At 45.0% G+C, this 25,170-nt stretch carries 37 protein-coding genes; all 37 read left to right on the top strand.

Annotation, left to right across the window (positions count from 1 at the left end; all coding sequences use genetic code 11):
• Nucleotides 1–24 precede the first annotated feature (24 nt).
• Nucleotides 25–3,636: a DNA-directed RNA polymerase subunit beta' gene (rpoC, locus tag NSQ55_RS27465; RefSeq protein ID WP_076130019.1), complete on the top strand. Its 3,612-nt coding sequence runs from the start codon at nucleotides 25–27 to the stop codon at nucleotides 3,634–3,636.
• A 180-nt stretch (nucleotides 3,637–3,816) separates the two neighbouring features.
• Nucleotides 3,817–4,068, top strand: coding sequence for a ribosomal L7Ae/L30e/S12e/Gadd45 family protein (locus tag NSQ55_RS27460; RefSeq protein WP_038573459.1), 252 nt, complete (start codon nucleotides 3,817–3,819; stop codon nucleotides 4,066–4,068).
• A gap of 133 nt (nucleotides 4,069–4,201) precedes the next feature.
• Nucleotides 4,202–4,621: a 30S ribosomal protein S12 gene (gene rpsL / locus NSQ55_RS27455; protein ID WP_036680518.1), complete on the top strand. Its 420-nt coding sequence runs from the start codon at nucleotides 4,202–4,204 to the stop codon at nucleotides 4,619–4,621.
• 45 nt (nucleotides 4,622–4,666) lie between these two features.
• Nucleotides 4,667–5,137 carry a 30S ribosomal protein S7 gene (gene rpsG, locus NSQ55_RS27450; RefSeq protein ID WP_036680520.1) on the top strand — a complete coding sequence of 157 codons (471 nt, stop codon included), beginning with the start codon at nucleotides 4,667–4,669 and terminating at the stop codon, nucleotides 5,135–5,137.
• A gap of 47 nt (nucleotides 5,138–5,184) precedes the next feature.
• Nucleotides 5,185–7,263, top strand: a complete 2,079-nt coding sequence (fusA, locus tag NSQ55_RS27445) for an elongation factor G (RefSeq protein ID WP_036680521.1) — start codon at nucleotides 5,185–5,187, stop codon at nucleotides 7,261–7,263.
• Nucleotides 7,264–7,372: 109 nt separating this feature from the next.
• Complete coding sequence (gene tuf / locus NSQ55_RS27440; protein ID WP_036680523.1) at nucleotides 7,373–8,563, top strand: elongation factor Tu; 1,191 nt, start codon at nucleotides 7,373–7,375, stop codon at nucleotides 8,561–8,563.
• Nucleotides 8,564–8,817: 254 nt separating this feature from the next.
• Nucleotides 8,818–10,167: a globin-coupled sensor protein gene (locus NSQ55_RS27435; protein WP_076280122.1), complete on the top strand. Its 1,350-nt coding sequence runs from the start codon at nucleotides 8,818–8,820 to the stop codon at nucleotides 10,165–10,167.
• A 225-nt stretch (nucleotides 10,168–10,392) separates the two neighbouring features.
• Complete coding sequence (rpsJ, locus tag NSQ55_RS27430) at nucleotides 10,393–10,701, top strand: 30S ribosomal protein S10 (RefSeq protein WP_017692074.1); 309 nt, start codon at nucleotides 10,393–10,395, stop codon at nucleotides 10,699–10,701.
• Nucleotides 10,702–10,743: 42 nt separating this feature from the next.
• A complete protein-coding gene (rplC, locus tag NSQ55_RS27425) occupies nucleotides 10,744–11,367 on the top strand; it encodes a 50S ribosomal protein L3 (protein ID WP_036680532.1) in 624 nt (207 codons plus the stop codon).
• 25 nt (nucleotides 11,368–11,392) lie between these two features.
• Complete coding sequence (rplD, locus tag NSQ55_RS27420; RefSeq protein ID WP_036680536.1) at nucleotides 11,393–12,016, top strand: 50S ribosomal protein L4; 624 nt, start codon at nucleotides 11,393–11,395, stop codon at nucleotides 12,014–12,016.
• On the top strand, nucleotides 12,016–12,309 hold the full coding sequence (gene rplW / locus NSQ55_RS27415) for a 50S ribosomal protein L23 (RefSeq protein ID WP_036680537.1): 294 nt from the start codon (nucleotides 12,016–12,018) through the stop codon (nucleotides 12,307–12,309). The genes rplD and rplW overlap by 1 nt, the downstream gene beginning before the upstream one ends.
• Before the next feature lie 29 nt (nucleotides 12,310–12,338).
• The gene (gene rplB, locus NSQ55_RS27410) at nucleotides 12,339–13,169 is read left to right on the top strand and encodes a 50S ribosomal protein L2 (RefSeq protein ID WP_036680541.1); all 831 of its coding nucleotides are present in this window, start codon (nucleotides 12,339–12,341) and stop codon (nucleotides 13,167–13,169) included.
• Between the two features lie 76 nt (nucleotides 13,170–13,245).
• Nucleotides 13,246–13,524, top strand: a complete 279-nt coding sequence (gene rpsS, locus NSQ55_RS27405) for a 30S ribosomal protein S19 (protein WP_036652940.1) — start codon at nucleotides 13,246–13,248, stop codon at nucleotides 13,522–13,524.
• 33 nt (nucleotides 13,525–13,557) lie between these two features.
• Complete coding sequence (gene rplV / locus NSQ55_RS27400) at nucleotides 13,558–13,890, top strand: 50S ribosomal protein L22 (RefSeq protein WP_036680546.1); 333 nt, start codon at nucleotides 13,558–13,560, stop codon at nucleotides 13,888–13,890.
• A gap of 13 nt (nucleotides 13,891–13,903) precedes the next feature.
• Complete coding sequence (gene rpsC, locus NSQ55_RS27395) at nucleotides 13,904–14,569, top strand: 30S ribosomal protein S3 (RefSeq protein WP_038573452.1); 666 nt, start codon at nucleotides 13,904–13,906, stop codon at nucleotides 14,567–14,569.
• A gap of 2 nt (nucleotides 14,570–14,571) precedes the next feature.
• Nucleotides 14,572–15,006 carry a 50S ribosomal protein L16 gene (gene rplP / locus NSQ55_RS27390; RefSeq protein WP_036680552.1) on the top strand — a complete coding sequence of 145 codons (435 nt, stop codon included), beginning with the start codon at nucleotides 14,572–14,574 and terminating at the stop codon, nucleotides 15,004–15,006.
• The gene (gene rpmC, locus NSQ55_RS27385; RefSeq protein WP_019908232.1) at nucleotides 14,996–15,193 is read left to right on the top strand and encodes a 50S ribosomal protein L29; all 198 of its coding nucleotides are present in this window, start codon (nucleotides 14,996–14,998) and stop codon (nucleotides 15,191–15,193) included. The genes rplP and rpmC overlap by 11 nt, the downstream gene beginning before the upstream one ends.
• A 43-nt stretch (nucleotides 15,194–15,236) precedes the next feature.
• Nucleotides 15,237–15,503 (top strand): 30S ribosomal protein S17, encoded by a 267-nt coding sequence (gene rpsQ, locus NSQ55_RS27380; RefSeq protein ID WP_036680554.1) that lies wholly within the window; start codon nucleotides 15,237–15,239, stop codon nucleotides 15,501–15,503.
• 38 nt (nucleotides 15,504–15,541) lie between these two features.
• Nucleotides 15,542–15,910 (top strand): 50S ribosomal protein L14, encoded by a 369-nt coding sequence (rplN, locus tag NSQ55_RS27375; RefSeq protein ID WP_036680556.1) that lies wholly within the window; start codon nucleotides 15,542–15,544, stop codon nucleotides 15,908–15,910.
• Between the two features lie 48 nt (nucleotides 15,911–15,958).
• The gene (gene rplX / locus NSQ55_RS27370) at nucleotides 15,959–16,312 is read left to right on the top strand and encodes a 50S ribosomal protein L24 (RefSeq protein ID WP_076099615.1); all 354 of its coding nucleotides are present in this window, start codon (nucleotides 15,959–15,961) and stop codon (nucleotides 16,310–16,312) included.
• A gap of 31 nt (nucleotides 16,313–16,343) precedes the next feature.
• Complete coding sequence (rplE, locus tag NSQ55_RS27365; RefSeq protein ID WP_036680558.1) at nucleotides 16,344–16,886, top strand: 50S ribosomal protein L5; 543 nt, start codon at nucleotides 16,344–16,346, stop codon at nucleotides 16,884–16,886.
• 49 nt (nucleotides 16,887–16,935) lie between these two features.
• Nucleotides 16,936–17,121 carry a type Z 30S ribosomal protein S14 gene (locus NSQ55_RS27360; protein WP_013312154.1) on the top strand — a complete coding sequence of 62 codons (186 nt, stop codon included), beginning with the start codon at nucleotides 16,936–16,938 and terminating at the stop codon, nucleotides 17,119–17,121.
• 32 nt (nucleotides 17,122–17,153) lie between these two features.
• Nucleotides 17,154–17,552: a 30S ribosomal protein S8 gene (rpsH, locus tag NSQ55_RS27355; protein WP_036680560.1), complete on the top strand. Its 399-nt coding sequence runs from the start codon at nucleotides 17,154–17,156 to the stop codon at nucleotides 17,550–17,552.
• Between the two features lie 30 nt (nucleotides 17,553–17,582).
• On the top strand, nucleotides 17,583–18,125 hold the full coding sequence (rplF, locus tag NSQ55_RS27350; protein ID WP_036680562.1) for a 50S ribosomal protein L6: 543 nt from the start codon (nucleotides 17,583–17,585) through the stop codon (nucleotides 18,123–18,125).
• A gap of 84 nt (nucleotides 18,126–18,209) precedes the next feature.
• On the top strand, nucleotides 18,210–18,578 hold the full coding sequence (gene rplR, locus NSQ55_RS27345; RefSeq protein ID WP_036680564.1) for a 50S ribosomal protein L18: 369 nt from the start codon (nucleotides 18,210–18,212) through the stop codon (nucleotides 18,576–18,578).
• Nucleotides 18,579–18,605: 27 nt separating this feature from the next.
• A complete protein-coding gene (gene rpsE, locus NSQ55_RS27340; RefSeq protein ID WP_036652980.1) occupies nucleotides 18,606–19,103 on the top strand; it encodes a 30S ribosomal protein S5 in 498 nt (165 codons plus the stop codon).
• A gap of 14 nt (nucleotides 19,104–19,117) precedes the next feature.
• The gene (rpmD, locus tag NSQ55_RS27335; RefSeq protein WP_036680567.1) at nucleotides 19,118–19,303 is read left to right on the top strand and encodes a 50S ribosomal protein L30; all 186 of its coding nucleotides are present in this window, start codon (nucleotides 19,118–19,120) and stop codon (nucleotides 19,301–19,303) included.
• Between the two features lie 40 nt (nucleotides 19,304–19,343).
• Nucleotides 19,344–19,784, top strand: coding sequence for a 50S ribosomal protein L15 (gene rplO / locus NSQ55_RS27330; RefSeq protein ID WP_036680569.1), 441 nt, complete (start codon nucleotides 19,344–19,346; stop codon nucleotides 19,782–19,784).
• Nucleotides 19,784–21,082 carry a preprotein translocase subunit SecY gene (gene secY / locus NSQ55_RS27325; protein ID WP_076130016.1) on the top strand — a complete coding sequence of 433 codons (1,299 nt, stop codon included), beginning with the start codon at nucleotides 19,784–19,786 and terminating at the stop codon, nucleotides 21,080–21,082. Before rplO ends, secY begins: the two co-directional genes overlap by 1 nt.
• A 96-nt stretch (nucleotides 21,083–21,178) precedes the next feature.
• Nucleotides 21,179–21,823: an adenylate kinase gene (locus NSQ55_RS27320; protein ID WP_038573451.1), complete on the top strand. Its 645-nt coding sequence runs from the start codon at nucleotides 21,179–21,181 to the stop codon at nucleotides 21,821–21,823.
• A gap of 4 nt (nucleotides 21,824–21,827) precedes the next feature.
• Nucleotides 21,828–22,580, top strand: coding sequence for a type I methionyl aminopeptidase (map, locus tag NSQ55_RS27315; RefSeq protein ID WP_038573450.1), 753 nt, complete (start codon nucleotides 21,828–21,830; stop codon nucleotides 22,578–22,580).
• 11 nt (nucleotides 22,581–22,591) lie between these two features.
• Nucleotides 22,592–22,900, top strand: coding sequence for a KOW domain-containing RNA-binding protein (locus NSQ55_RS27310; RefSeq protein ID WP_036680581.1), 309 nt, complete (start codon nucleotides 22,592–22,594; stop codon nucleotides 22,898–22,900).
• 2 nt (nucleotides 22,901–22,902) lie between these two features.
• Nucleotides 22,903–23,118, top strand: a complete 216-nt coding sequence (infA, locus tag NSQ55_RS27305) for a translation initiation factor IF-1 (protein ID WP_036652996.1) — start codon at nucleotides 22,903–22,905, stop codon at nucleotides 23,116–23,118.
• A 53-nt stretch (nucleotides 23,119–23,171) separates the two neighbouring features.
• Nucleotides 23,172–23,285, top strand: coding sequence for a 50S ribosomal protein L36 (gene rpmJ / locus NSQ55_RS27300; protein WP_003322638.1), 114 nt, complete (start codon nucleotides 23,172–23,174; stop codon nucleotides 23,283–23,285).
• Between the two features lie 19 nt (nucleotides 23,286–23,304).
• Nucleotides 23,305–23,673, top strand: coding sequence for a 30S ribosomal protein S13 (gene rpsM, locus NSQ55_RS27295; RefSeq protein WP_036680583.1), 369 nt, complete (start codon nucleotides 23,305–23,307; stop codon nucleotides 23,671–23,673).
• A 19-nt stretch (nucleotides 23,674–23,692) separates the two neighbouring features.
• The gene (gene rpsK, locus NSQ55_RS27290) at nucleotides 23,693–24,088 is read left to right on the top strand and encodes a 30S ribosomal protein S11 (RefSeq protein WP_019908251.1); all 396 of its coding nucleotides are present in this window, start codon (nucleotides 23,693–23,695) and stop codon (nucleotides 24,086–24,088) included.
• 130 nt (nucleotides 24,089–24,218) lie between these two features.
• Nucleotides 24,219–25,163 carry a DNA-directed RNA polymerase subunit alpha gene (locus NSQ55_RS27285; RefSeq protein ID WP_036680585.1) on the top strand — a complete coding sequence of 315 codons (945 nt, stop codon included), beginning with the start codon at nucleotides 24,219–24,221 and terminating at the stop codon, nucleotides 25,161–25,163.
• The last annotated feature ends 7 nt before the right edge of the window (nucleotides 25,164–25,170 follow it).

The following is a 25,170-nucleotide window of genomic DNA, read 5'->3' as shown; positions in this document are numbered from 1 at the left end:
GATTAGGTTAAGGAGGGTTGCTCCTTGTTGGACGTTAACAATTTTGAATTTATGAAAATCGGACTCGCTTCTCCGGAGAAGATTCGTTCATGGTCCCGCGGAGAAGTTAAGAAACCGGAAACCATTAACTATCGTACGTTGAAACCGGAAAAAGAGGGTCTTTTCTGTGAGCGTATCTTTGGACCACAAAAAGACTGGGAATGTCATTGCGGTAAATACAAACGTGTCCGTTATAAGGGCGTAGTCTGCGACCGTTGTGGCGTTGAGGTTACCCGTGCTAAAGTTCGTCGTGAACGTATGGGTCACATTGAATTGGCTGCTCCGGTATCTCATATCTGGTATTTCAAAGGTATCCCAAGCCGCATGGGGCTTGCACTAGATATGTCTCCAAGATCACTTGAAGAAATTATCTATTTCGCATCTTATGTTGTAACGGATCCAGGTGAAACTCCACTGGAAAAGAAACAACTTCTGTCCGAGAAAGAATATCGTAGCTACCGTGAAAAATACGGTTACGGTTTCCAAGCCGGCATGGGTGCTGAAGCTGTTAAAAAGCTTCTTCAAGATATCGACATTGATAAAGAGCTGGAATTCCTCAAAGAAGAACTGCGTACGGCCCAAGGCCAACGCCGTAACCGGGCGATCAAACGTCTGGAAGTCATTGAAGCATTCCGTAACTCCGGCAACAAGCCCGATTGGATGATCATGGATGTTCTTCCGGTTATTCCTCCGGAGCTTCGTCCGATGGTTCAGTTGGATGGTGGCCGTTTTGCTACGTCCGATTTGAATGATCTCTATCGCCGTGTTATTAACCGGAACAACCGTCTGAAAAGACTGCTTGATCTCGGTGCTCCTGATATTATCGTGCAGAACGAAAAACGGATGCTCCAGGAAGCTGTCGATGCTCTCATCGATAACGGCCGTCGGGGACGTCCGGTAACTGGTCCTGGTAACCGTCCGCTTAAATCGCTCAGCCATATGCTGAAAGGTAAACAAGGACGTTTCCGCCAGAACTTGCTCGGTAAACGGGTTGACTACTCTGGACGTTCCGTTATCGTTGTAGGACCGTACCTCAAGATGTATCAGTGCGGGCTTCCTAAGAAAATGGCGTTAGAATTGTTCAAGCCTTTTGTTATGAAAGAATTGGTCAATAAGGGTCTTGCCCACAACATAAAGAGCGCGAAACGTAAAGTTGAACGCGTAAGTCCTGAAGTTTGGGATGTACTCGAAGAAGTAATTAGAGAACACCCAGTACTTCTAAACCGCGCACCAACACTTCACCGTCTCGGTATTCAAGCATTTGAACCGATTTTGGTGGAAGGTCACGCTATTCGTCTTCACCCACTCGTATGTACGGCGTACAATGCCGACTTTGACGGTGACCAAATGGCGGTGCACGTTCCTCTGTCTGCAGAAGCTCAAGCGGAAGCACGCATTCTCATGCTTGCATCTGGTAATATCTTGAACCCTAAAGACGGTAAGCCAGTTGTAACACCTTCCCAGGATATGGTCCTTGGTACTTTCTACTTGACCATGGATAACAAGGAAGAAAAGGGTAGTGGTATGATTCTGCGTACCGTTAACGAAGCTGTATCAGCTTACCAACGCGGAACTGCAGGACTTCATGCTCGTGTTGCTATTCCGGCTAAAGCACTTGGCAAAACATGCTTTACGGAAGAACAACAAAATGCAATGTTGATTACTACGGTCGGTAAGATCATTTTTAATGAAATCTACCCAAGTAGTTTCCCTTATATCAACGAAGCAACCAAAACTAACTTGCTGCACGGCACACCAGAGAAATACTTTATCTACGAAAAAGGCGCGAACATTCGTGAGCTGATTGAATCCGCTCCAGAAGCCAGTGCTGTAGGTAAAGAATATCTGGGTCTGATTATTGCTCGTTGTTTTGAAACTTATCACACAACCAAAACTTCTATGATTTTGGATAAAATTAAACAACTCGGATTCACTTACTCCACACGTTCTGGTGTTACAGTTGCCGTGTCGGACGTTATTGTTCCTGAGGAAAAAGTAACCATCCTGAAAGAATCTGAAGCTAAGGTTGATGTGGTTGCTAACCAATATCGCCGTGGTTTGATCACCAATGACGAACGGTATGACCGTGTTATTGAGATCTGGTCGAAGACTAAGGATGATCTTACGAACATCCTGCTTAAGTCGATGGACCGTTTCAACTCTATCATGCTCATGGTTGACTCTAAAGCGCGTGGTAACAAATCGCAGATCACTCAGCTGGGTGGTATGCGTGGTCTGATGGCAACACCTTCAGGTCGGATTTTCGAATTGCCAATCAAGGCGAACTTCCGTGAAGGTCTTACCGTCTTGGAGTACTTTATCTCCACTCACGGAGCGCGTAAAGGTCTTGCCGATACCGCACTTCGTACCGCTGACTCAGGGTATCTGACTCGTCGTCTTGTTGACGTTGCCCAGGACGTTATTGTCCGTGAAGAAGATTGTGGAACCGATAAAGGCTTCACAGTTAGTCGTATTCAGGATGGTAAAGAAGTTATCGAAGATCTGTATGACCGTATTGAAGGTCGTTACTGCTTCGAAACTGTTCGTCACCCAGAAACAGGCGAAATCATTGTTCACCGCAATGATTTGATTGACTCCGATAAAGCGGAGGCAATTGTAAACGCAGGTGTAACTAAGCTGCAAATTCGTTCTGTACTGAGCTGCCGTGCCCGTCATGGTGTTTGTAAGAAATGTTACGGACGTAACTTGGCAACTGGTAAACACGTTGAGATTGGTGAAGCAGTTGGTATTATTGCCGCACAATCTATCGGTGAACCAGGAACTCAGCTTACAATGCGTACGTTCCATACCGGCGGTGTTGCCGGTGATGACATCACTCAAGGTTTGCCGCGTATTCAGGAGTTGTTTGAAGCTCGTAACCCTAAAGGTCAAGCTACAATCAGTGAGATCGATGGCGTAATCAAGGAAATCCGTGAAACCAAAGACCGTCGCGAAATCGAGGTTCAAGGTGAAGCAGAATCCAAGACTTATTCCATTACTTATGGTTCACGTCTACGTGTTAGCGAAGGCCAAGAAATCGAAGCCGGCGATGAGCTGACAGACGGTTCGATTGACCCTAAAGAAATGCTGCGTATCAAAGGGATCCGTGGGGTACAAAACTACATTCTGCAAGAAGTACAGCGTGTATACCGTAACCAAGGCGTTGAGATCAATGATAAGCACATTGAAGTTATGATCAAGCAAATGCTTCGGAAGATCCGTATCATTGACGCAGGTGACACAAGTCTGTTGCCAGGTGCATTTGCGGATATTCATGAGTACGAAGGTGCTAACAAGGAAGCTATCTTGTCTGGTAAAGAGCCTGCTGTTGCTAAACCAGTCTTGCTCGGTATTACCAAGGCGTCTCTTGAAACGGATTCCTTCTTGTCAGCTGCATCATTCCAAGAAACTACTCGTGTCCTAACAGACGCTGCTATCAAAGGTAAAGTAGATAAGTTGCTTGGACTTAAAGAAAATGTTATTATCGGTAAGTTGATTCCTGCAGGTACTGGGATGAACCGTTACCGTAACGTTAAGCTAAGTGATCCAAATGCAGAAAGCGAACTTGAATCTTTAGAGACGGTTCCTGCTGAATAAATTAGCAATCATGGTAGTGTGCTCATGTCATACCTACTCATAGGTGTGGCATGAGTGTTCTGCTGTGTATAATTTCTATAAAAATTGTTGCTGAATTTCTTGACACCATCTATTGATAATGCTAAAATGTCTAAGGTGCGTGAGTAGCCATGTTATCCTTGTTCATTGGAGGTAAAGAGAATGACTGATGATAGAGGACTACAGGATGCTCAGGTCAAGATCGGTACCAAACAAACCGTCAAGGCGGTAGAGTTGGGCCTAGCCGCAGAAGTCTATGTGGCAGAGGACGGAGATCAAAGGCTTACTTCCAGGATAGTTTTGCTTTGTAACAAACAAGGTGTTAAGATCACATATGTGGATACGATGCTGAATTTGGGCAAGGCCTGCGGAATAGAAGTTGGCGCTGCGATGGCAGCCGTCTTAAAACAATAGCTACAGAAATGTTTTTGTACTGGGGTGAACACCAGCGGCAAGAACTTTTCATTTGTCTTTTTATGAACCGCCTGGGTCTGTGGGCTTAGAGTTCTTGAATCGACTATCATTTCAGGAAGGGGGTGGCAACAACATGCCAACAATTAACCAATTGGTTCGTAAAGGCCGTCAAGCCAAAATCGAAAAATCTAAATCTCCCGCTCTTCAAAAAGGGTATAACGCCCTCAAGCGTGAGGCTACAAATTTGAGCGCTCCGCAAAAACGCGGTGTGTGCACTCGTGTAGGCACAATGACTCCACGTAAACCAAACTCAGCGCTTCGTAAATATGCCCGTGTTCGTTTGACGAACCGTCTCGAGGTAACAGCTTATATCCCGGGTATCGGACATAACTTACAAGAGCACAGTGTTGTATTACTTCGCGGAGGTAAAGTAAAGGACCTTGCAGGGGTTCGTTACCATATCGTTCGTGGTGCTTTGGATACAGCAGGTGTAGCTAACCGGATGCAAGCTCGTTCTAAATACGGTGCAAAACGTCCTAAAGCTAAGAAGTAAGATAACAATATCTGAATAATAAACATTTAAGAAAGGGGGATATCCATGCCACGCAAAGGTCCAGTTACAAAGAGAGACGTATTGCCAGATCCGTTGTATAATAGCAAGTTGGTTACTCGTTTGATTAACCGCATTATGCTGGGTGGTAAAAGAGGTGTCGCTCAAAGCATTCTGTACAATTCATTCAAATTGATTGAAGAACGTACGGGTAAAGATCCGATGGAAGTTTTCGAAGCTGCCATCAAGAATATCATGCCGGTTTTGGAAGTCAAAGCTCGTCGTGTCGGTGGTGCTAACTATCAAGTACCTATCGAGGTTAAACCAGAGAGACGTACTGCTCTGGGATTACGTTGGCTCGTAAACTACTCTCGCAACCGCGGTGAGAAGACTATGGAAGAGCGTTTGGCGGCTGAGATCATCGACGCTTCCAACAACACAGGCGCTTCTGTTAAGAAACGTGAAGATACACACAAAATGGCTGAAGCAAACAAAGCGTTCGCTCACTACCGTTGGTAGGATAAAGGTCATTCAAATAACTTATATTTTGAAGGGAGATCCATTTCATGGCTAGAGAGTTCTCCTTAAAAAATACACGTAACATCGGGATCATGGCGCATATTGATGCTGGTAAAACAACTACCACAGAGCGGATTCTTTTCTATACAGGCCGTACGCACAAAATCGGTGAAGTACACGAGGGTGCTGCTACAATGGACTGGATGGAGCAAGAACAAGAGCGCGGAATCACGATTACGTCCGCTGCTACGACTGCTGCGTGGAAAGGTCACCGCATCAATATCATTGATACCCCAGGACACGTTGACTTCACTGTTGAAGTTGAACGTTCCCTGCGTGTATTGGATGGGGCAGTTGGTGTATTTAGTGCAAAAGAGGGCGTTGAGCCTCAGTCTGAAACCGTATGGAGACAGGCTGACCGTTATAACGTTCCCCGGATTGCATATGTAAACAAAATGGACATTATCGGTGCGGATTTCCTTAACGTAATCGAAACTATGCGTGATCGCCTTCAAGCCAATGCAGTTGCTATTCAATTGCCAATTGGTGCAGAAAGTGATTTCACTGGTATTATCGACTTAGTTGAGCAAAAAGCACACATGTTCAGAGATGATCTGGGCCAAAACATCGAAGTAACGGATATTCCGGAAGAATATTTGGCCAAAGTTGAGGAGCTGCGTCTCGAGTTGATCGAGAAAGTTGCTGAACTTGATGAGGATCTGACTATGAAGTATTTGGAAGGCGAAGAAATTACAATTCCGGAAATTAAAGCTGCAATTCGCAAAGGCGTAGTTGAAGTTAAATTGTTCCCTGTAATTGCTGGATCTTCCTACCGAAACAAAGGGATTCAGCTTATGCTGGATGCTGTTGTTGATTACTTGCCATCTCCTCTTGACGTTCCAGCTATCACTGGACATCTTGATGACGGCACAGAAGCTGTTCGTCACTCTTCGGATGAAGAGCCGTTTGCAGCTTTGGCATTTAAAATCATGACAGACCCTTATGTTGGTAAACTTACGTTCTTCCGTGTTTACTCAGGCGTACTTGAGTCCGGATCATACGTAGTTAATGCAACTAAGAACAAGCGTGAACGTATTGGTCGTATCCTTCAAATGCATGCGAACAGCCGTCAAGAAATTTCCATCGTGTATTCTGGCGACATCGCAGCTGCTGTTGGTTTGAAAGATACCAGTACAGGTGATACACTGTGTGATGAGAAGAATCCAGTAATTCTGGAATCAATGAACTTCCCTGATCCAGTTATCGAGATCGCTGTTGAACCAAAAACTAAAGCTGACCAAGATAAAATGGGCGTTGCTCTCGGAAAGTTGACTGAAGAGGATCCAACTCTTCGTGCTCACACTGATGAAGAAACAGGCCAAACAATCCTGGCTGGTATGGGTGAACTTCACTTGGACATCATCATCGACCGTATGCGTCGTGAGTTCAAAGTAGAAACTAATGTGGGTAAACCACAGGTAGCTTACCGCGAAACGTTCAAGGCACCTGCTCGCGTCGAAGGTAAATTTGTACGCCAATCTGGTGGTCGTGGTCAATACGGTCACGTATGGGTTGAATTTGAACCCCTCGAACCAGGTACTGGTAGCAAATTCGAAAGTAAAGTTGTTGGTGGCTCGGTTCCTAGAGAGTACATCGCTCCTGCACTTGCGGGTATTGAAGAACAAATGAAAAACGGCGTACTTGCTGGCTTCCCGCTAGTAGACGTTAAAGCTACCATCGTAGATGGTTCTTATCATGATGTCGATTCCAACGAAATGGCATTTAAAATTGCCGGTTCGATGGCACTCAAAGCAGCTAAAGACAAGTGTAAGCCTGTCCTGCTTGAGCCAATCATGAAAGTAGAAGTAACTGTTCCTGAGGAATATATGGGTGATGTAATGGGTATGCTGAACTCCCGCCGTGGCCGTATCGAAGGTATGGATTCCCGTGGTGGAGCGCAAATTATCCGTGCTAAGGTGCCTCTTTCCGAAATGTTCGGATACTCTACAACACTTCGTTCTGGTACACAAGGACGTGGCGTATTCTCAATGGAGCTTTCTCACTATGAAGAAGTTCCTAAATCCATTGCGGAAGAGATCGCTGCAAAGAACAAAGGCGCTGAATAATTACCAGTTTTAACTTGCCGTCCCGGGTATAAACACTCAGTCATCTAAGATTACAGGTATGCGGGCGGCTCAAATATAAGGAACCCCACATTAAGGAGGAACTGTTCAAATGGCAAAGGCAAAGTTTGAACGTAACAAACCGCACGTTAACATCGGTACTATTGGTCACGTCGACCATGGTAAAACGACTCTGACTGCTGCAATCACTACTGTATTGTCCAAAACTTACGGTGGCGCAGCTATCGCATTCGATCAAATCGACAAAGCTCCTGAAGAGCGCGAACGTGGTATCACAATCTCCACTTCCCACGTTGAATATGAAACTCCTAACCGTCACTACGCTCACGTAGACTGCCCTGGTCACGCCGACTATGTTAAAAACATGATCACTGGCGCAGCGCAAATGGACGGAGCTATCCTGGTTGTATCTGCAGCTGATGGCCCAATGCCACAAACTCGCGAGCACATCCTGTTGTCCCGTCAAGTAGGCGTTCCTTACATCGTTGTCTTCTTGAACAAATGCGACATGGTTGAAGACGAAGAGTTGTTGGAATTGGTTGAAATGGAAGTTCGCGACTTGCTTAGCGAGTATGACTTCCCAGGCGACGATACTCCAATCATCCGTGGTTCTGCTCGTGAAGCTCTGCAAAACCCAGATGGCGATTACGCTAAAAAAATCATCGAAATGTTTGAAACAATCGATGAGTACATTCCACTTCCTGAGCGTCAAACTGACAAGCCTTTCTTGATGCCTGTCGAAGACGTATTCTCCATCACTGGCCGTGGTACTGTGGCAACTGGTCGCGTAGAACGCGGAACAGTTAAAGTCGGAGAAGAAATCGAAATCGTTGGTATTCACGAAGATACTAAGAAATCCGTAGTTACGGGCGTAGAAATGTTCCGTAAATTGCTGGATTCCGCTCAAGCTGGGGACAACATCGGAGCATTGCTTCGTGGTGTTGACCGTAACATGATCGAGCGTGGTCAAGTATTGGCTAAGCCGAACTCCGTTAAACCACACACTGAGTTCACTGCTCAAATTTACGTTCTGACAAAAGAAGAAGGTGGCCGTCACAAGCCTTTCTTCACTGGATACCGTCCACAGTTCTACTTCCGTACAACTGACGTAACTGGTATCATCAACTTGCCAGAAGGTACTGAAATGGTTATGCCTGGTGATAACATCTCCGTAACCGTACAACTGATCTCCCCAATCGCTATTGAAGAAGGTACTAAATTCTCCATTCGCGAAGGTGGCCGTACAGTTGGTGCTGGTAGCGTAGCTTCTATCCAAAAATAATAATTCGACTTCTATCTGCGGGTAGATTCCGAATTACAAACACCCCTGATTCTTCTTGCGGAGAATCAGGGGCTTTTTTTTTTGAGAATAATGTATTATTCGACACCAATTGATAATAAAGCATAACAATATGATTTTTTTCTACATAATTCGTCAAATTACAACAATCAATTGTTTACAATTATACTAATGATAGAGTAAAATGAAGGAGAAATAATAATGTAAAATAATAGGAATTGTGGGAGAGTGGTAATATGGGGAAATGTCCTTTTTCCTTCATGCATGCGTTAACTGCACGTAATAATAATGTGGATTCTCCTGCCTCTCATTCCTTAGACTTCAAGGATCAGAATCATTCTGTGGCAGAGTCTTTTCATAAGCTGGATGGACATGGTGAGCTTAACGAGCAGATGAGAATGATTGATCTAACTGAAGCAGATTTGAACTTACTACGCAGGGTGAAACCTGTTGTTGAGCAAAATATAGACTATATCATTGATCAATTTTACAATTCGGTATTAGGCGTAAATAAACTTGAAGCTATTATTTTAGAGCATAGCAGTATAGACAGGTTAAAAACTACTCTTCGTGGGCATATTCTAGAGATTTTTAATGGAAAGGTTGATGATGAGTACATAGCAAAGCGTCTATTGATCGCTAATATTCATAAAAAAGTAGGGCTTGAGCCCAAATGGTACTTATCTGCTTTTCAGAATCTTCAGAACGTATTTATACGCGTTATATATAATGAAACAAACGATGATAATACACGCCTTCGAGTGGTTCAGACCGTGACCAAACTCCTTAACCTTGAGCAGCAGCTGGTTCTAGAAGAATATGAGAAGGAGAACATAAAAGAGAAGGAAGAGCAATATCTATTGGTGAAAAATGAATTAAAACAAAAAATTTCAGAGTTTAGCGTTGAATTGATAGATTATAGCATCGATACTAATGCTGCTGTGAAGCAGCTAGTGGCAAGCAGCAATGAAGTAAGTAGAACATTCCAACGTACGGCTGCATCCGCCCTGGAGTCACAGGGATTAGCTACAGATGGGCATGAACACTTGGGTGATTTGACTGAGCAAATTAATCTTATATATCAGACCACCAGCGAGATGGAAGACTCGATCATTGAGTTAAGCGATTCCTCTAAGCAAATTCAAAAAATTGTGAACTCAGTAAGGGAAATTGCCGATCAGACTAAAATCCTCTCACTTAATGCAACGATTGAAGCCGCTAGAGCCGGTGAGCATGGTAGAGGTTTTAGTGTGGTTGCTCAAGAAGTTAGCCGGCTTGCAGAGGATACTAAGAGTACTGTAATTCAGATCGTAGAGCTAACAAATAAATCAGGTCTACTCACTCAGCAGGTTGTAGAAGAGATTCGTAAGGTGCAGGAGTTAACTAAGAATGGGAAGCACCAATCGGTCGAGACTAGTCTTTTGTTCTCTGATATTGTAGACGCTATGCGTAGCAGTACACAGGAGATTGTAATAGTGGAAGAAGAAATAAGAACCTTAATCCAAACCATTGAGGGGATCGGAACAGCAACGGCTCAGACTGCTTCCTCCGCAGAGTTTTTTAAGTCTGCCACAGAGAATCTTTAACATATATATAGTAGAAGAACAGCGCATGAAAAAAATATGCGTTGTTTTTCTATTTTCGCTTGCAATACTGCTGCCTATTATATATAATAATAAATGTTGTTCTGAGACGTTGCGATGATGTGAGAGGTTACTGACACACCCGGCCCCTTTGCCATGGGGACGAGGTCAGAAAATTTTCACGGAGTATGTCCGATACCAAATTGGGCGATAGAAGGAGGGACTAAAATGGCAAAGCAAAAAATTCGTATTCGCTTGAAAGCATACGACCACAGAATTCTTGATCAATCCGCTGAGAAGATTGTTGAAACAGCAAAACGTTCGGGTGCAGGTGTGTCCGGGCCGATTCCGTTACCAACTGAGAAGCAAATCATTACTATTCTCCGTGCGGTACACAAGTACAAGGATTCCCGTGAACAGTTTGAACAACGGACTCACAAACGTTTGATCGATATTGTGAACCCAACACCACAAACTGTGGATGCCTTGATGCGCTTGGATCTACCGTCCGGTGTAGATATCGAAATCAAATTGTAATTCTATTTTAAGTAATTTAGGAAAAGAAAAGAGGTGTCAACATTGAAAGGTATCTTAGGAAAAAAACTCGGTATGACTCAAGTGTTTACTCCAGAAGGTAACGTAATTCCTGTTACTGTTATCGAAGCAGGCCCTTGTGTAGTACTGCAAAAGAAAGACCTGAATATCGACGGATATGAAGCAGTGCAATTGGGCTTTTCTGATAAAAAAGAAAAACGCTCCAATAAGCCTGAACAGGGTCACGCCAAAAAGGCAAATGCAACACCTAAGCGCTACGTTCGTGAAATTCGCGGTGTTGATCTCGGGTCTCTCGAGGTTGGACAAGAGCTGAAGGCTGATATCTTTGCTGAGGGCGAATTTGTTGACGTAACTGGTACATCTAAAGGTAAAGGTTTCCAAGGTAACATCAAACGTTGGGGACAAAGTCGCGGACCAATGGCACACGGATCGCGTTACCACAGAAGACCGGGTTCCATGGGTTCTATCCAAGCTAACCGTGTTCCTAAGGGCAAACGCCTTCCAGGACATATGGGTCACACGACTATTACGGTTCAAAAGCTTGAAATTATCAAGGTTGATGTTGAACGTAACGTATTGCTGGTTAAAGGCGCTATCCCAGGTCCTAAAAACAGCTTCGTGAAAGTTAAACAAACCGTTAAGAAATAATTATTGAAGAAAGGAGGAACATGAAATGCCAAAAGTAACACTTTTTAATATTAGTGGCAACGAAGTTGGTGAAGTGGAACTGAGCGATACAGTATTCGGTATTGAACCGAATGAGCACGTTCTACATGAAGCTGCGCTTATGCAAAGAGCTTCCCTACGTCGTGGTACGCACAAAGTAAAAGGACGTTCTGAAGTTCGTGGCGGTGGACGTAAACCTTGGAAACAAAAAGGTACAGGTCGCGCTCGTCAAGGCTCCATTCGTTCTCCACAATGGAAAGGCGGCGGCGTTGTCTTCGGACCAACACCACGTAGCTATTCCTGGAAACTGCCTAAGAAGGTTCGTCGTTTGGCGATCAAATCCGCTTTGTCCTCGAAAGTACTCGAGAATGACATTATCGTATTGGATAGCTTGACAATGAATGCTCCGAAGACGAAAGAATTCGCAGCAATCTTGAACAACCTGAAAGTAGATCGTAAAGCGTTGATCGTAGCTACTAGCTATGATGATAACGTAGCACTTTCCGCTCGTAACATCCCTGGGGTGAAATTCGTAGCGGCTGACGGCATTAATGTTCTTGACGTACTGACGTACGACAAACTGATCATCACTAAAGAAGCAGTTCTGAAGGTAGAGGAGGTGTTCGCGTAATGAAAGATCCTCGTGATATTATCAAACGTCCGGTGATTACGGAACGTACTTCCGACTACATGAGCGAAATGAAATACGCTTTTGAAGTGGATATCCGTGCTAACAAAACCGAAATCAAAAAAGCTGTCGAGGCTATTTTCAAAGTAAAAGTAACTAATGTGAACACAATGCGCGTACCTGGCAAACTGAAACGTTATGGTAAATATTCTGGTTACACTCCAGAGTGGAAAAAAGCCATCGTTAAGCTTAGCCCGGACAGCAAACCGCTTGAATTTTTTGAAGCGGTAGAATAATACTCTGTTGAAGTAAGGAGGGAACTACAGTGCCAATCAAAAAGTACAAACCGACCTCTCCGGCAAGACGCGCTATGTCCGTGTCTACGTTTGAAGAAATTACAACAAACCAGCCAGAGAAATCGTTGCTTTCTCCGCTGTTCAAACATGCGGGACGCAACAACCAAGGTAAAATTACGGTTCGTCACCATGGCGGCGGACATAAACGTAAATACCGTATTATCGACTTCAAGCGGACTAAAGACGGCATACCAGGTAGCGTTGCTACAATCGAGTATGACCCGAACCGCACATCTAATATTGCTTTGATCCACTATGCTGATGGAGAGAAACGTTATATCATCGCTCCTAAAGGTCTAAGAGTTGGGGATAAAGTAGAGTCCGGTCCTGCGGCCGACATCAAAATTGGTAACAGTCTTCCACTGGAGAACATTCCAGTAGGTACAGTTATCCACAACATTGAGTTGAAACCAGGTAAAGGCGGACAATTGGTTCGTGCAGCTGGTACAGAAGCTCAATTGCTTGGTAAAGAAGAAAAATACTGTTCCGTTCGGTTGTCATCCGGTGAGGTTCGTAAGATCCTTAGCGTATGCCGTGCAACTATCGGTTCCGTAGGTAACGAAGATCACGAATTGATCAAAATCGGTAAAGCTGGACGTAGTCGCTGGCTCGGCCGTCGTCCTGAAGTTCGCGGGGTAGTAATGAACCCTAACGATCACCCACACGGTGGTGGTGAAGGTCGCGCTCCAATCGGACGTAAATCGCCAATGTCTCCATGGGGCAAACCAACCCTTGGTTACAAAACGCGTAAGAAAAACAAGGCATCTGATAAATATATCGTTCGCCGCCGCACTAAATAAGACGCTTCTGGCAAGTTAATAAAGCGCGAAGCGTCGATTCGCGGTTTGAAGAACCGGATGAAGGGAGGATTCACACATGGGTCGCAGTTTAAAGAAGGGGCCGTTTATCGATGGCTACCTGCTTAAAAAAGTTGAGGAACTGAACGAGGCTGAGAAAAAGGTTGTAGTTAAAACTTGGTCCCGTCGCTCAACCATTTTCCCTCAGTTTATCGGACATACGTTTGGTGTATATGACGGCCGTAAACACGTGCCTGTATACGTAACAGAAGATATGGTAGGTCACAAGTTGGGCGAGTTCGCGCCAACACGTACTTACAAAGGCCACGCGGGTGACGATAAGAAAACAAGAAGATAATAATAAGGTCTCTGTTTGAAAGGAGGTTAAACAATGGAAGCAAAAGCACATGCAAGATCGGTGCGAATTTCCGCTCGTAAAGCGAAACTGGTTGTTGACTTGATTCGCGGTAAGCAAGTGGGGGAAGCAATTGCTATTCTTCGCCACACTCCGAAATCCGCTTCTCCGGTCGTTGAAAAGTTGCTTAATTCGGCAATTGCGAATGCTGAGCATAACTATTCTTTGGACGTGAACAGTTTGTTCGTTAGCGAGGTTTTCGTTAACCAAGGACCTACTATGAAACGTTTCCGTCCGCGCGCCATGGGCCGCGCAAGTCGGATCAATAAACGCACGAGCCACATTACACTGGTGGTATCTGAGAAATAAGGAGGGATAACACGTGGGTCAAAAGGTAAATCCAATCGGACTCCGAATCGGTATTATTCGCGATTGGGAATCTAAATGGTATGCAGGAAAAGATTTCGGTACTCTTCTGATGGAAGACGTCAAAATCCGGGAATACCTTAAAGGCAAATTGAAGGATTCCGCTGTTTCCCATATCGAGATCGAAAGAGCGGCTAGCCGCGTGAACGTTACAATTCATACAGCTAAACCAGGTATGGTTATTGGTAAAGGCGGAGCAGAAGTAGAAGTACTTCGCAGCGCAGTTACAGCAATCGCTGGTGGCAAAAAAGTACACATCAACATCAATGAAATCAAGCACCCTGAATTGGATGCAATTCTTGTAGCTGAGAGCATTGCTCAACAATTGGAACGTCGTGTATCGTTCCGTCGTGCCCTCAAACAAGCGATTCAAAGAACTATGCGTTCTGGCGCAAAAGGGATTAAAACTCAAGTGGGCGGACGTCTTGGCGGAGCTGAGATTGCTCGTTCAGAAGGTTATAGCGAAGGAACAGTTCCACTTCATACGCTTCGTGCCGATATCGATTACGGAACGGCTGAAGCACATACAACTTACGGTCTTATCGGCGTAAAAGTATGGATCTACCGTGGAGAAGTTCTTCCCCCAGCTAAGAAACAAGCTGCTCAGGAAGGAGGCAACTAATCATGTTGGTACCAAAACGCGTAAAACACCGCAAGCAACAACGCGGACACATGAAGGGTATGGCAAAAGGCGGTACTGAATTGAACTTCGGCGAATTCGGCCTGGTTGCACTTGAACCGTCTTGGATCACTAACCGTCAGATCGAAGCTGCTCGTATCGCGATGACACGTTATATCAAACGTGGCGGTCAAGTTTGGATCAAGATTTTCCCAGATAAACCTATTACTCAAAAGCCTCTCGAGGTTCGTATGGGTAGTGGTAAAGGTAACGTTGAGAAATGGGTAGCCGTAGTTAAACCGGGCAAGATTATGTTCGAACTCGGAGGCGTGTCGGAAGAAATCGCTCGTGAAGCGATGCGTCTTGCCGCTCACAAGCTGCCTGTAAAGACTAAGTTTGTGAAACGTGAAGAATTGGGTGGTGAAGCAAATGAAAGCTAATGAACTTCGCAACTTAACCACTGCTGAGATTGAACAAAAGATCGCTGGATTCAAAGAGGAACTTTTTAATCTCCGTTTTCAATTGGCAACTGGCCAATTGGACAACCCAACTCGGATTCGTGACGTGCGTAAGGAAATAGCTCGTGCTAAAACCGTGATCCATCAAAGAGTGCTTGGGATTAGTTAAGTGAGACGGATCGCAGATCCGTATTCAGGAAGGAGGCTAACTAATGAGTGAAGAACGTAATGCACGTAAAGTGCTAATCGGTAAAGTGGTCAGTGATAAAATGGATAAAACCATCGTAGTTGCTGTTGAAACCTATAAGAAACACAATTTGTACCACAAACGCATCAAGTCTACGAAGAAATTCAAAGCACATGATGAGGGAAATGTTGCAAAGATTGGCGATACCGTAAAACTCATGGAAACTCGTCCGTTGTCTAAGGACAAACGTTGGAGACTAGTTGAAGTGGTAGAAGCAGCGGTTATCATCTAAGATAATCAAGAGAGTTTTTCCGGAAGGAGGAAATTATAATGATTCAACCATTTACACGTTTGCATGTGGCTGACAACTCTGGTGCGAAGGAACTGATGTGTATCCGCGTACTGGGTGGTACTGGACGCCGTACAGCAGCAATCGGTGATTTGATCGTTTGTTCCGTTAAACAAGCAACACCAGGCGGCGTTGTCAAAAAAGGTGATGTTGTTAGAGCGGTAGTTGTTCGTACGAAACGTTCCGTTCGTCGTAAAGATGGATCTTACATCGCATTCGACGAAAATGCAGCTGTTGTTGTTAAAGACGACAGAAGCCCTCGTGGAACACGTATCTTTGGACCAGTTGCTCGCGAACTTCGCGATAAAGACTACATGAAGATCGTTTCCTTGGCACCGGAAGTTATCTAATAAACACGGCACCAATAAGTTGAAGGTTAGTTATAGGAGGTGTAATAAATGCCTAGAGTGAAAAAAGTTCTGGAATCCCATAACAATAAACTGCACGTGAAGAAAGATGACGTGGTGCTTGTGATCAGTGGTAAAGACAAAGGCAAAAAAGGCCGTGTCATCGCTGCTTATCCTCGTGAAAACCGCGTTCTGGTAGAAGGCGTCAATATGGTGAAAAAACACCAAAAGCCGAACCAGCTGAATCCACAGGGTGGAATTATTGAGCAGGAAGCTTCGATTCATGTGTCCAACGTAATGCACATCGATCCGAAGACCGGCAAAGTAACCCGTATCGGTTACAAAGTTTTGGACAATGGTAAAAAAGTTCGGATTGCTAAAAGATCCGGAGAGATTATCGACTAATCTAGCCCTTAAGAAAGGAGGTTAAATCTTCATGGCAGCAAGAATGAAAGAACGTTTTCTTAACGAAATTACACCTGCTTTGATGCAGAAGTTTAACTATACAACTGTTATGCAAGTGCCTAAGATCGAGAAAGTTGTCATCAACATGGGTGTGGGTGACGCTGTTCAAAACTCCAAAGTACTTGATGCTGCAGTTAATGACATGCAGTTGATCGCTGGTCAAAAACCAGTAATCACTAAAGCTAAAAAATCCATCGCTGGTTTCAAACTACGCGAAAATATGCCGATTGGGGTTAAAGTAACACTGCGCGGAGAGCGTATGTATTACTTCTTGGACAAATTGTTCAACGTAACACTTCCACGTGTACGTGACTTCCGTGGTGTTTCCACTAAAGCCTTTGACGGCCGTGGTAACTACACACTTGGTCTTAAAGAACAATTGATCTTCCCCGAGATCGAATATGACAAAGTGGATAAAGTCCGCGGTATGGACATCGTTATTGTAACGACTGCTAAGACGGACGAGGAATCCCGCGAGCTGCTGGGTCAGCTGGGAATGCCTTTCGCAAAATAAAGTCGGTTAATCCATTTTCTCCGAAAATGTTTAGGAGGTGTCAGGCTAAGTGGCAAAAACTTCGATGAAAGTTAAACAACAACGTACGCCTAAGTTTAAAGTACGTGCATATACACGTTGCGAACGTTGTGGTCGTCCACATTCGGTACTGCAAAAGTTCAAAATTTGCAGAATTTGTTTCCGTGAATTAGCTTATAAAGGCCAGATCCCTGGCGTGAAAAAAGCAAGTTGGTAAGAAGTTTATAAACGGGAAGGAGGTTTACACACATGACTATGTCTGATCCTATTGCAGATATGCTTACTCGTATTCGTAACGCTAACATTGTGCGTCACGAGACGGTAGAAATGCCTGCTTCTACTATGAAGAAACAAATCGCTGACATTTTGAAGCGTGAAGGTTTCATCCGCGATGCGGAATTCGTTGAAGATAGCAAACAAGGGATTATCCGTATCTTCTTGAAATACGGCCCTAACCAAGAGCGTGTTATTTCTGGTTTGAAAAGAATCAGTAAACCAGGCCTTCGCGTATACACGAAGAGCAATGAAGTGCCTCGTGTACTCGGTGGTCTAGGAATCGCGATTATCTCCACATCTAAGGGAGTTATGACCGACAAAGAAGCTCGTCAATCAAAATCTGGCGGAGAAGTTGTCTGCTACATTTGGTAATAAACGTCACAAGATAAGGAGGTGCAACACATGTCTCGTATTGGTCGCAAACCAATCGCAGTACCTAGCGGTGTAGATGTCACTTTGGACAACGCCGTTATTACAGTAAAAGGTCCAAAAGGTTCTTTGACTCGTGAGCTTCATAAAGACATGAAGGTTACAGTTGAAAATAACGAAATTACCGTTGTTCGCCCGTCGGATAACAAATTGCATCGTTCACTTCACGGCACAACCCGCTCCGTTGTCAACAACATGGTAGCAGGTGTGACTGAAGGTTTCTCGAAATCTCTGGAACTGGTTGGGGTCGGATATCGTGCAAGCAAATCCGGAGATAAAATCGTTCTGAACGTTGGTTATTCCCACCCGGTTGAAATTACACCGGAAGCTGGTATCGAGTTCGAAGTTCCTGCGAACACGAAGATCATCGTTAAAGGTATCGATAAAGAACGCGTTGGCGCATACGCTGCTAAAATCCGTTCCGTTCGTGAACCAGAACCGTATAAAGGTAAAGGTATCAAATATGAAGGCGAGCGTATCATCCGCAAAGAAGGTAAAGCTGGTAAGAAGAAATAACCAGTTTAAACTTAATTGTAAGATACCCCGTGCATCTTAAAGTGAAGCTGTTTACGGCAAACTGAAGGGAGTGAAAGGGAAGTCATGATTACAAAAGAAGATAAAAACAAGGCTCGTCTCAAAAGACACCTGCGTGTTCGTAAGAAGATCCAGGGAACTACTGAGCGTCCACGTTTGAACGTATTCCGTTCTTCGAAACACATCTACGCTCAACTGATCGATGATGTTAAAGGGGTTACTATCGTATCCGCTTCTACACTTGATAAAGATCTGAGCGCTAATATCGGTAATGGCGGTAGCGTTGAAGCTGCAGCGAAAGTTGGCCAATTGGTCGCTGAGCGTGCCAAAGAAAAAGGATATGCAGTGGTCGTATTCGACCGCGGAGGTTACTTGTACCATGGACGGATTCAAGCATTGGCTGATGCAGCTCGTGAAGCTGGTCTTGAATTCTAGAATAATTCTTAAAAGGAGGTTAACGACTTGCGTGTAGATCCGAACAGTTTAGAACTGACAGAAAGAGTTGTACACATTAACCGTGTTGCAAAAGTTGTAAAAGGCGGACGCCGTTTCAGCTTTAGTGCACTTGTTGTTGTGGGCGACGGCAACGGCTACGTCGGTGCTGGTATCGGTAAAGCCGGCGAAGTTCCGGATGCCATCCGTAAAGGCATTGAAGACGCCAAGAAAAACCTGATTCACATCCCAATCGTAGGAACTTCGATTCCCCATCTCGTTACTGGACACTTCGGCGCAGGACGCGTGTTGTTGAAACCAGCATCAGAGGGTACTGGCGTTATCGCTGGCGGTCCAGTTCGTGCGGTATTGGAATTGGCAGGCGTTGGCGACATTTTGACAAAATCACTGGGTTCTTCGAATTCCATGAACATGGTCAATGCAACTTTGGAGGGACTTTCCCGTCTGAAACGCATTGAAGAGGTCGCGAAACTTCGCGGCAAATCTGTCGAAGAATTGCGCGGTTAAGGAGGGGAACGTCAATGGCAAAATTGCAAATTACCCTCGTACGTAGTGTAATCGGACGTCCAGAAACACAACGTGTTACTGTTAAGACGCTCGGCCTGCGTAAACTCAACACGACAGTGGTTCACAATGACAGTCCTGCAATTCGCGGAATGATCAATAAAGTGAGTCACTTGCTATCTGTAACTGAAATTGAAGGCTAAACGCCTCGCATAAATTAACAAACATAAGGAGGTGCAAACGATGAAGTTACATGAACTTGCTCCAGCTCCTGGTTCCCGCAAAGAACGCAATCGCGTTGGTCGTGGTCCTAGTAGCGGAAATGGTAAAACTTCCGGTCGCGGTCACAAAGGTCAAAACTCACGTTCTGGCGGTGGTGTTCGTCCGGGCTTCGAGGGTGGACAAAATCCGCTCTATCGTCGTCTGCCTAAACGTGGTTTCGTCAATCCTACCCGTAAAGAGTATGCGATTGTGAACCTGGAAGATCTGAATAGCTTTGCAGAAGGAACTGAAGTGACTCCGCAGTTGTTGCTTGAAACTGGTGTTGTCAAGAATTCCAAAAGCGGCATCAAGATTCTCGGCAACGGTGAGTTGACCGTAAAATTGACTGTACAAGCAAATAAGTTCTCTCAATCTGCGGTAGAGAAAATCGAGGCTGCCGGCGGTAAAACCGAGGTGATCTAATGTTCAAGACGCTTAAGAATATCTGGCATGTTGAAGATTTGCGCAAAAAGATCCTGTTTACCTTGTTCATTCTGATTATCTACCGTATCGGTTCGTTTGTTCCGGTTCCTGGTGTGAACAAAGATGTACTGCAAACAGCAAATCAGAGCGGTGACGCTTTGATGGGACTCTTGAACACCTTTTCGGGCGGAGCGCTCAAAAACTTCTCGATATTTGCGATCAGTATTTACCCGTACATTACAGCATCCATCATCGTGCAATTGCTGTCGATGGATGTTGTTCCTAAGTTTGCTGAATGGGCTAAACAAGGGGAGCACGGGAAAAAACAATTGGCGCAAATCACTCGTTACGGTACAGTGATATTAGCCCTGATCCAAGGTTTTGCTACGTCGATAGGGTTTAACCGGATATATAATACTCAAATGATGCCGAATGCGACATTTGCTGATTACTTGCTGGTTGCCATTATCTTGACGGCGGGTACTTCTTTCTTGATGTGGCTTGGTGAACAGATTACCGAAAAGGGAATCGGGAACGGGATTTCGATCCTGATTTTTGCGGGAATCGTCGCCGCCATTCCGGGATATATCACAAGTACGGCTAACTCAAGTTTTATTCAGCCGGATCAGGTGTTCCTGAATATTCTTAAAGTCGTTATCGTGCTGATTGTGATTGTAGCGATTATTACAGCAGTTATCTTCGTACAGCAAGGTATTCGGAAGATTCCTGTTCAATACGCTAAACGCGTAGTCGGCAATAAAATGTACGGTGGACAGAATACACATATCCCATTGAAAATTAATGCGGCAGGTGTAATTCCGGTAATCTTCGCCGTATCATTGCTTCAGTTCCCAGTTGTTCTCTCCAGTTTCTGGTCAACACATGCCTGGGCTCAATGGATTGCTAAGTATTTAGCAACCGATGCTCCACTTGGTATGCTTCTGTATGTAGTGATGATCATCGGGTTCACGTTCTTCTATACGTTCGTGCAGATGAATCCTCAGCAGATGGCCGATAACATGAAGAAGAATGGTGGTTACATTCCAGGTATCCGTCCTGGTAAAGCTACAGAGAAATATCTGACTAGAGTAATGTCTCGTCTGACTATGTCCGGCGCTTTGTTCCTAGCTTTGATCTCTGTTCTGCCGATGTTCTTCGGTGCTTTATCTGGATTGCCTAAAGAAGTTCGTATTGGCGGTACATCACTGCTGATCGTAATCGGTGTGGCATTGGATACTATGAAGCAGATCGAGAGCCAATTGATCAAACGCCATTACAAAGGCTTCATCAATAAATAGGTGATAGGTTCCGGTGAAGCTTAAGTTTTTATTCTTCCCGGCACCTATTATGCTGTTTCTTGCTTGGTGGCGAACTTTTGGGGGGAGAGAGAAATCGTGAACATTTTATTCATGGGCCCTCCTGGGGCAGGCAAGGGAACACAAGCGGCAGAAATCGTTAAAGAATTTGGTATTCCTCATATTTCGACAGGAGATGCTTTCCGTTTGGCAATCAAACAGGAAACTCCGGTAGGATTGAAGGCCAAATCATTTATAGATCAAGGTTTGCTTGTACCAGATGATGTGACCATTGGGATAGTCGAAGAACGGTTGCAGCAGTCCGATTGCGAAAAAGGATTTCTATTGGATGGTTTTCCAAGAACTCTTTCGCAAGCGGAAGCGCTGGATGATATTCTTAGCCGTTTGAACACTTCTTTGGATCATGTCATCAACTTGAATGTTGACCGTGGATTGCTAATGGCGCGTCTTACTGGACGTCGTATCTGCAGCGTTTGCGGAGCATCCTACCATTTAATCTTCAACCCGCCGAAGCAAGATGGCATTTGCGACATTGATGGCGGTGAATTATATCAACGTCCGGATGACAACGAAGAAAGTGTAGGCAAGCGCCTGGATGAGTATGATAATAAAACAGCGCCGCTGCTTGCGTTTTATGATAATAAAGGTCTTTTGCGTCAGGTAAACGGGGAAAACGAAATTAATGTCGTTACTTCTGAAATCGTGTCTTTAATGCGGGGTTAATGTAATGATCATTTGTAAATCCGAACAGGAACTTGCCTTTATGAGGGAAGCTGGTCGAATTGTTGCCGAGAGTCACCGTCTTATTGCTCAGGCCATTGAGCCTGGCATTACAACGGGTGAGCTCGACAGAATCGCCGATCAATACATTCGCAGTCAAGATGCTGTGCCGTCTTTCAAAGGCTACAACGGTTTTCCTGCCAGCATTTGCGCTTCAGTCAACGAACAATTAGTGCATGGATTTCCTGGTAAACGTAAACTGATCGAAGGCGATATTGTTACGCTGGATATCGGTGCAGAGTACCGCGGTTATCACGGTGATTCCGCCTGGACCTACGGTGTGGGCAGCATTTCCGAAGAGGCTCAGCGTTTGCTGGACGTTACGGAAGGCTCCTTGTACGCGGGACTGGCGTTAGTTAAGCCGGATGTGCGCTTGTTTACAATCTCCCATGCTATTCAGCAATACATCGAAGAGGCTGGTTTCTCAGTCGTACGTGAGTATGTTGGTCATGGTATTGGGGCAAAACTGCATGAAGAACCGCAAATTCCGAATTATGGCATAGCGGACCGCGGACCACGTCTGAAACCGGGTATGGTGCTCGCGATTGAGCCGATGGTAAACGCAGGAAAGAGACATGTCAGAACACTGGAAGATAACTGGACTGTCGTTACGGTTGATGGCTCACTATGTGCTCACTTCGAGCATACAGTAGCAGTTACTCCGGACGGCATGGAAATTTTCACAAAACTGAATGCGTAGGTGATCTCCTCTTGAATACTGTGAGCAGCCCGCAGGTTGGTCAATTAGTGAGAATTCTCAAAGGCAAAGATGCCGGAGAGGCAGCCGTTGTTATCGCAGTTGTTGATAGCAGATTTGTATACATTGCAGATGGAGACAAACGTAAGTTTGATGGGCCAAAGAAGAAGAATATTCTTCATCTTGAGCTCATACCCTTCATCAGCAGTGAGGTTGTGGACAGTTTGAAGGAAACTGGGCGGGTAACAAACGGAAAGCTGCGATTCGCAGTCATGAAGTATGCTGGACCCACCGGAATAAGTGCTGATGAGAAAGGAGACTAACTGTGGCTAAGGAAGATGTCATTGAAGTAGAAGGTACTGTCCTTGAACCGTTGCCAAACGCAACGTTTAAGGTTGAGCTTGAGAACGGTCATCAAATACTTGCCCATGTATCCGGTAAATTGCGGATGCACTTTATCCGTATTTTGACCGGAGACAAAGTGGTCGTGCAGTTATCGCCTTATGATTTATCAAAAGGTCGTATAACTTACCGTAAATAGATGGGAACTACGAAAAAAGTTTTGCTTCGCAAAACTTTGAGGAGGTAATTAACATGAAGGTAAGACCTTCTGTAAAGCCCATTTGCGAGAAATGTAAAGTAATCCGCCGCAAAGGGACTGTTATGGTGATTTGCGAAAATCCGAAACACAAACAAAAACAAGGTTAAGAAGGGGGTGTAGCGTAAAATGGCTCGTATAGCTGGAGTGGATTTGCCACGTGACAAACGCGTTGAGATCGCCTTGACTTATATTTTCGGAATCGGTAAAACGACTTCTCAGAAAATTCTTAATGAAACAGGCATTAGCGCTAATACACGTGTCCGTGATTTGACGGAAGATGAAGTCAGCAAACTGCGTGAAACGATCGACAAAACGGTTAAGGTTGAAGGTGACCTGCGTCGTGAAATTTCCTTAAATATTAAACGTCTTACTGAGATCGGCTGTTACCGCGGTGTTCGCCACCGTCGTGGATTGCCTGTTCGCGGTCAACGTACTAAAACGAATGCCCGTACCCGGAAAGGCCCGCGTCGTACGGTAGCAAACAAAAAGAAATAATAAGGGGGGATAAGAGACAATGGCTAAACCGAAAAAAGTCGTACGTACCAAACGTCGCGACCGTAAAAATATCGAATCCGGCGTGGCACATATTCGTTCCACGTTCAACAACACCATCGTTACCATCACGGATCCTCACGGAAATGCAATTTCCTGGGCAAGCTCCGGCGGCCAAGGATTTAAAGGTTCCCGTAAGTCCACTCCATTCGCAGCGCAAATGGCAGCTGAATCAGCAGCTAAAGCAGCTATGGAGCACGGCATGAAGTCGGTTGAGGTTATGGTTAAAGGACCGGGCGCGGGCCGCGAAGCAGCCATCCGTTCCCTTCAAGCTGCAGGGCTTGAAGTTAACCTTATTAAAGACGTAACTCCGGTTCCTCACAATGGATGCCGTCCGCCTAAGCGTCGTCGCGTATAGTGAAATCAGTATTGTGAATGTGGTATAATTCTGACGCATCTGCTAATAATAGGTGTTTAGGCATACTACATGATGCACCTGATGGGGTGACAGTTTCATATAGGAGCGACGTTGAAGGAGGGGTAAACTCGTGATAGAAATCGAAAAGCCGAAGATTGAGACCGTAGAAGCTAATGATGAAGGTACCTATGGGAAATTCGTAGTTGAACCGCTGGAACGTGGGTATGGCACGACTCTGGGGAACTCGCTTCGCCGGATATTGCTTTCTTCGCTTCCAGGAGCCGCAGTGACTTCGGTCCAAATTGACGGCGTTCTGCATGAGTTCTCGACCGTTCCAGGCGTAATGGAAGATGTGACGGAAATCATTCTGAACCTTAAAGCCTTGTCTCTGAAGATTCATTCAGACGAGGAAAAAGTGTTCGAGATTGATGCTGAAGGGGAAGGCATCGTTACCGCAGGTGATATCCGTGCGGACAGCGATGTTGAGATCCTCAATCCGGATCTTCACATTGCAACGCTGGGACCTGGTGCGAGACTTCATATGCGTATTTTTGCAGGCCGTGGTCGCGGCTATGTCCAAGCGGACCGGAACAAACGTGACGATCAGCCAATTGGTGTTATTCCAGTTGACTCCATCTACACTCCAATTTCACGCGTTAACTACGGCATAGACAATACACGTGTTGGTCAAGTGACTAACTACGACAAATTGACGCTTGAAATTTGGACGGATGGAAGTATCAGACCGGAAGAGGCTGTAAGCCTCGGAGCCAAAATTTTGAACGAGCACCTCGTTCTGTTCGTAGGTCTTACGGACGAAGCGAAAGACGCCGAAATTATGGTTGAAAAAGAAGAAGACAAAAAAGAAAAAGTACTTGAGATGACAATCGAAGAGCTTGATCTTTCTGTTCGTTCCTACAACTGCCTCAAACGTGCTGGTATTAATACCGTACAAGAGCTTACCACGAAGACTGAAGAAGATATGATGAAGGTGCGTAACCTTGGTCGCAAATCTTTGGAAGAAGTTCAGGAAAAGCTTGAGGAACTTGGTTTGGGTCTCCGCACAGAAGAATAGCTGCAGA

Origin of the sequence: Paenibacillus sp. FSL H7-0943 (assembly GCF_037963265.1) — a bacterium.
GTDB classification, from domain to species: Bacteria; Bacillota; Bacilli; order Paenibacillales; family Paenibacillaceae; genus Paenibacillus_AQ; species Paenibacillus_AQ odorifer.
This window is presented reverse-complemented; position numbering and strand designations above follow the sequence as displayed.

Bases quoted from the DNA above. Each gene is read 5' to 3' on its own strand.
- rpsQ (WP_036680554.1), top strand. From the start codon at position 15,237: ATGAGTGAAGAACGTAATGCACGTAAAGTGCTAATCGGTAAAGTGGTC.
- rplV (WP_036680546.1), top strand. From the start codon at position 13,558: ATGGAAGCAAAAGCACATGCAAGATCGGTGCGAATTTCCGCTCGTAAA.
- NSQ55_RS27435 (WP_076280122.1), top strand. From the start codon at position 8,818: ATGGGGAAATGTCCTTTTTCCTTCATGCATGCGTTAACTGCACGTAAT.
- rpmD (WP_036680567.1), top strand. From the start codon at position 19,118: ATGGCAAAATTGCAAATTACCCTCGTACGTAGTGTAATCGGACGTCCA.
- rpmJ (WP_003322638.1), top strand. From the start codon at position 23,172: ATGAAGGTAAGACCTTCTGTAAAGCCCATTTGCGAGAAATGTAAAGTA.
- rplX (WP_076099615.1), top strand. From the start codon at position 15,959: ATGCCTAGAGTGAAAAAAGTTCTGGAATCCCATAACAATAAACTGCAC.
- rpsK (WP_019908251.1), top strand. From the start codon at position 23,693: ATGGCTAAACCGAAAAAAGTCGTACGTACCAAACGTCGCGACCGTAAA.
- rplN (WP_036680556.1), top strand. From the start codon at position 15,542: ATGATTCAACCATTTACACGTTTGCATGTGGCTGACAACTCTGGTGCG.
- rplF (WP_036680562.1), top strand. From the start codon at position 17,583: ATGTCTCGTATTGGTCGCAAACCAATCGCAGTACCTAGCGGTGTAGAT.
- rplR (WP_036680564.1), top strand. From the start codon at position 18,210: ATGATTACAAAAGAAGATAAAAACAAGGCTCGTCTCAAAAGACACCTG.
- rplW (WP_036680537.1), top strand. From the start codon at position 12,016: ATGAAAGATCCTCGTGATATTATCAAACGTCCGGTGATTACGGAACGT.
- rplE (WP_036680558.1), top strand. From the start codon at position 16,344: ATGGCAGCAAGAATGAAAGAACGTTTTCTTAACGAAATTACACCTGCT.
- rplO (WP_036680569.1), top strand. From the start codon at position 19,344: ATGAAGTTACATGAACTTGCTCCAGCTCCTGGTTCCCGCAAAGAACGC.
- fusA (WP_036680521.1), top strand. From the start codon at position 5,185: ATGGCTAGAGAGTTCTCCTTAAAAAATACACGTAACATCGGGATCATG.
- rpsM (WP_036680583.1), top strand. From the start codon at position 23,305: ATGGCTCGTATAGCTGGAGTGGATTTGCCACGTGACAAACGCGTTGAG.
- rpsG (WP_036680520.1), top strand. From the start codon at position 4,667: ATGCCACGCAAAGGTCCAGTTACAAAGAGAGACGTATTGCCAGATCCG.
- rpsS (WP_036652940.1), top strand. From the start codon at position 13,246: ATGGGTCGCAGTTTAAAGAAGGGGCCGTTTATCGATGGCTACCTGCTT.
- rplP (WP_036680552.1), top strand. From the start codon at position 14,572: ATGTTGGTACCAAAACGCGTAAAACACCGCAAGCAACAACGCGGACAC.
- rpsJ (WP_017692074.1), top strand. From the start codon at position 10,393: ATGGCAAAGCAAAAAATTCGTATTCGCTTGAAAGCATACGACCACAGA.
- rpmC (WP_019908232.1), top strand. From the start codon at position 14,996: ATGAAAGCTAATGAACTTCGCAACTTAACCACTGCTGAGATTGAACAA.
- rpsH (WP_036680560.1), top strand. From the start codon at position 17,154: ATGACTATGTCTGATCCTATTGCAGATATGCTTACTCGTATTCGTAAC.
- rpsL (WP_036680518.1), top strand. From the start codon at position 4,202: ATGCCAACAATTAACCAATTGGTTCGTAAAGGCCGTCAAGCCAAAATC.
- map (WP_038573450.1), top strand. From the start codon at position 21,828: ATGATCATTTGTAAATCCGAACAGGAACTTGCCTTTATGAGGGAAGCT.
- tuf (WP_036680523.1), top strand. From the start codon at position 7,373: ATGGCAAAGGCAAAGTTTGAACGTAACAAACCGCACGTTAACATCGGT.
- NSQ55_RS27460 (WP_038573459.1), top strand. From the start codon at position 3,817: ATGACTGATGATAGAGGACTACAGGATGCTCAGGTCAAGATCGGTACC.
- secY (WP_076130016.1), top strand. From the start codon at position 19,784: ATGTTCAAGACGCTTAAGAATATCTGGCATGTTGAAGATTTGCGCAAA.
- rplD (WP_036680536.1), top strand. From the start codon at position 11,393: ATGCCAAAAGTAACACTTTTTAATATTAGTGGCAACGAAGTTGGTGAA.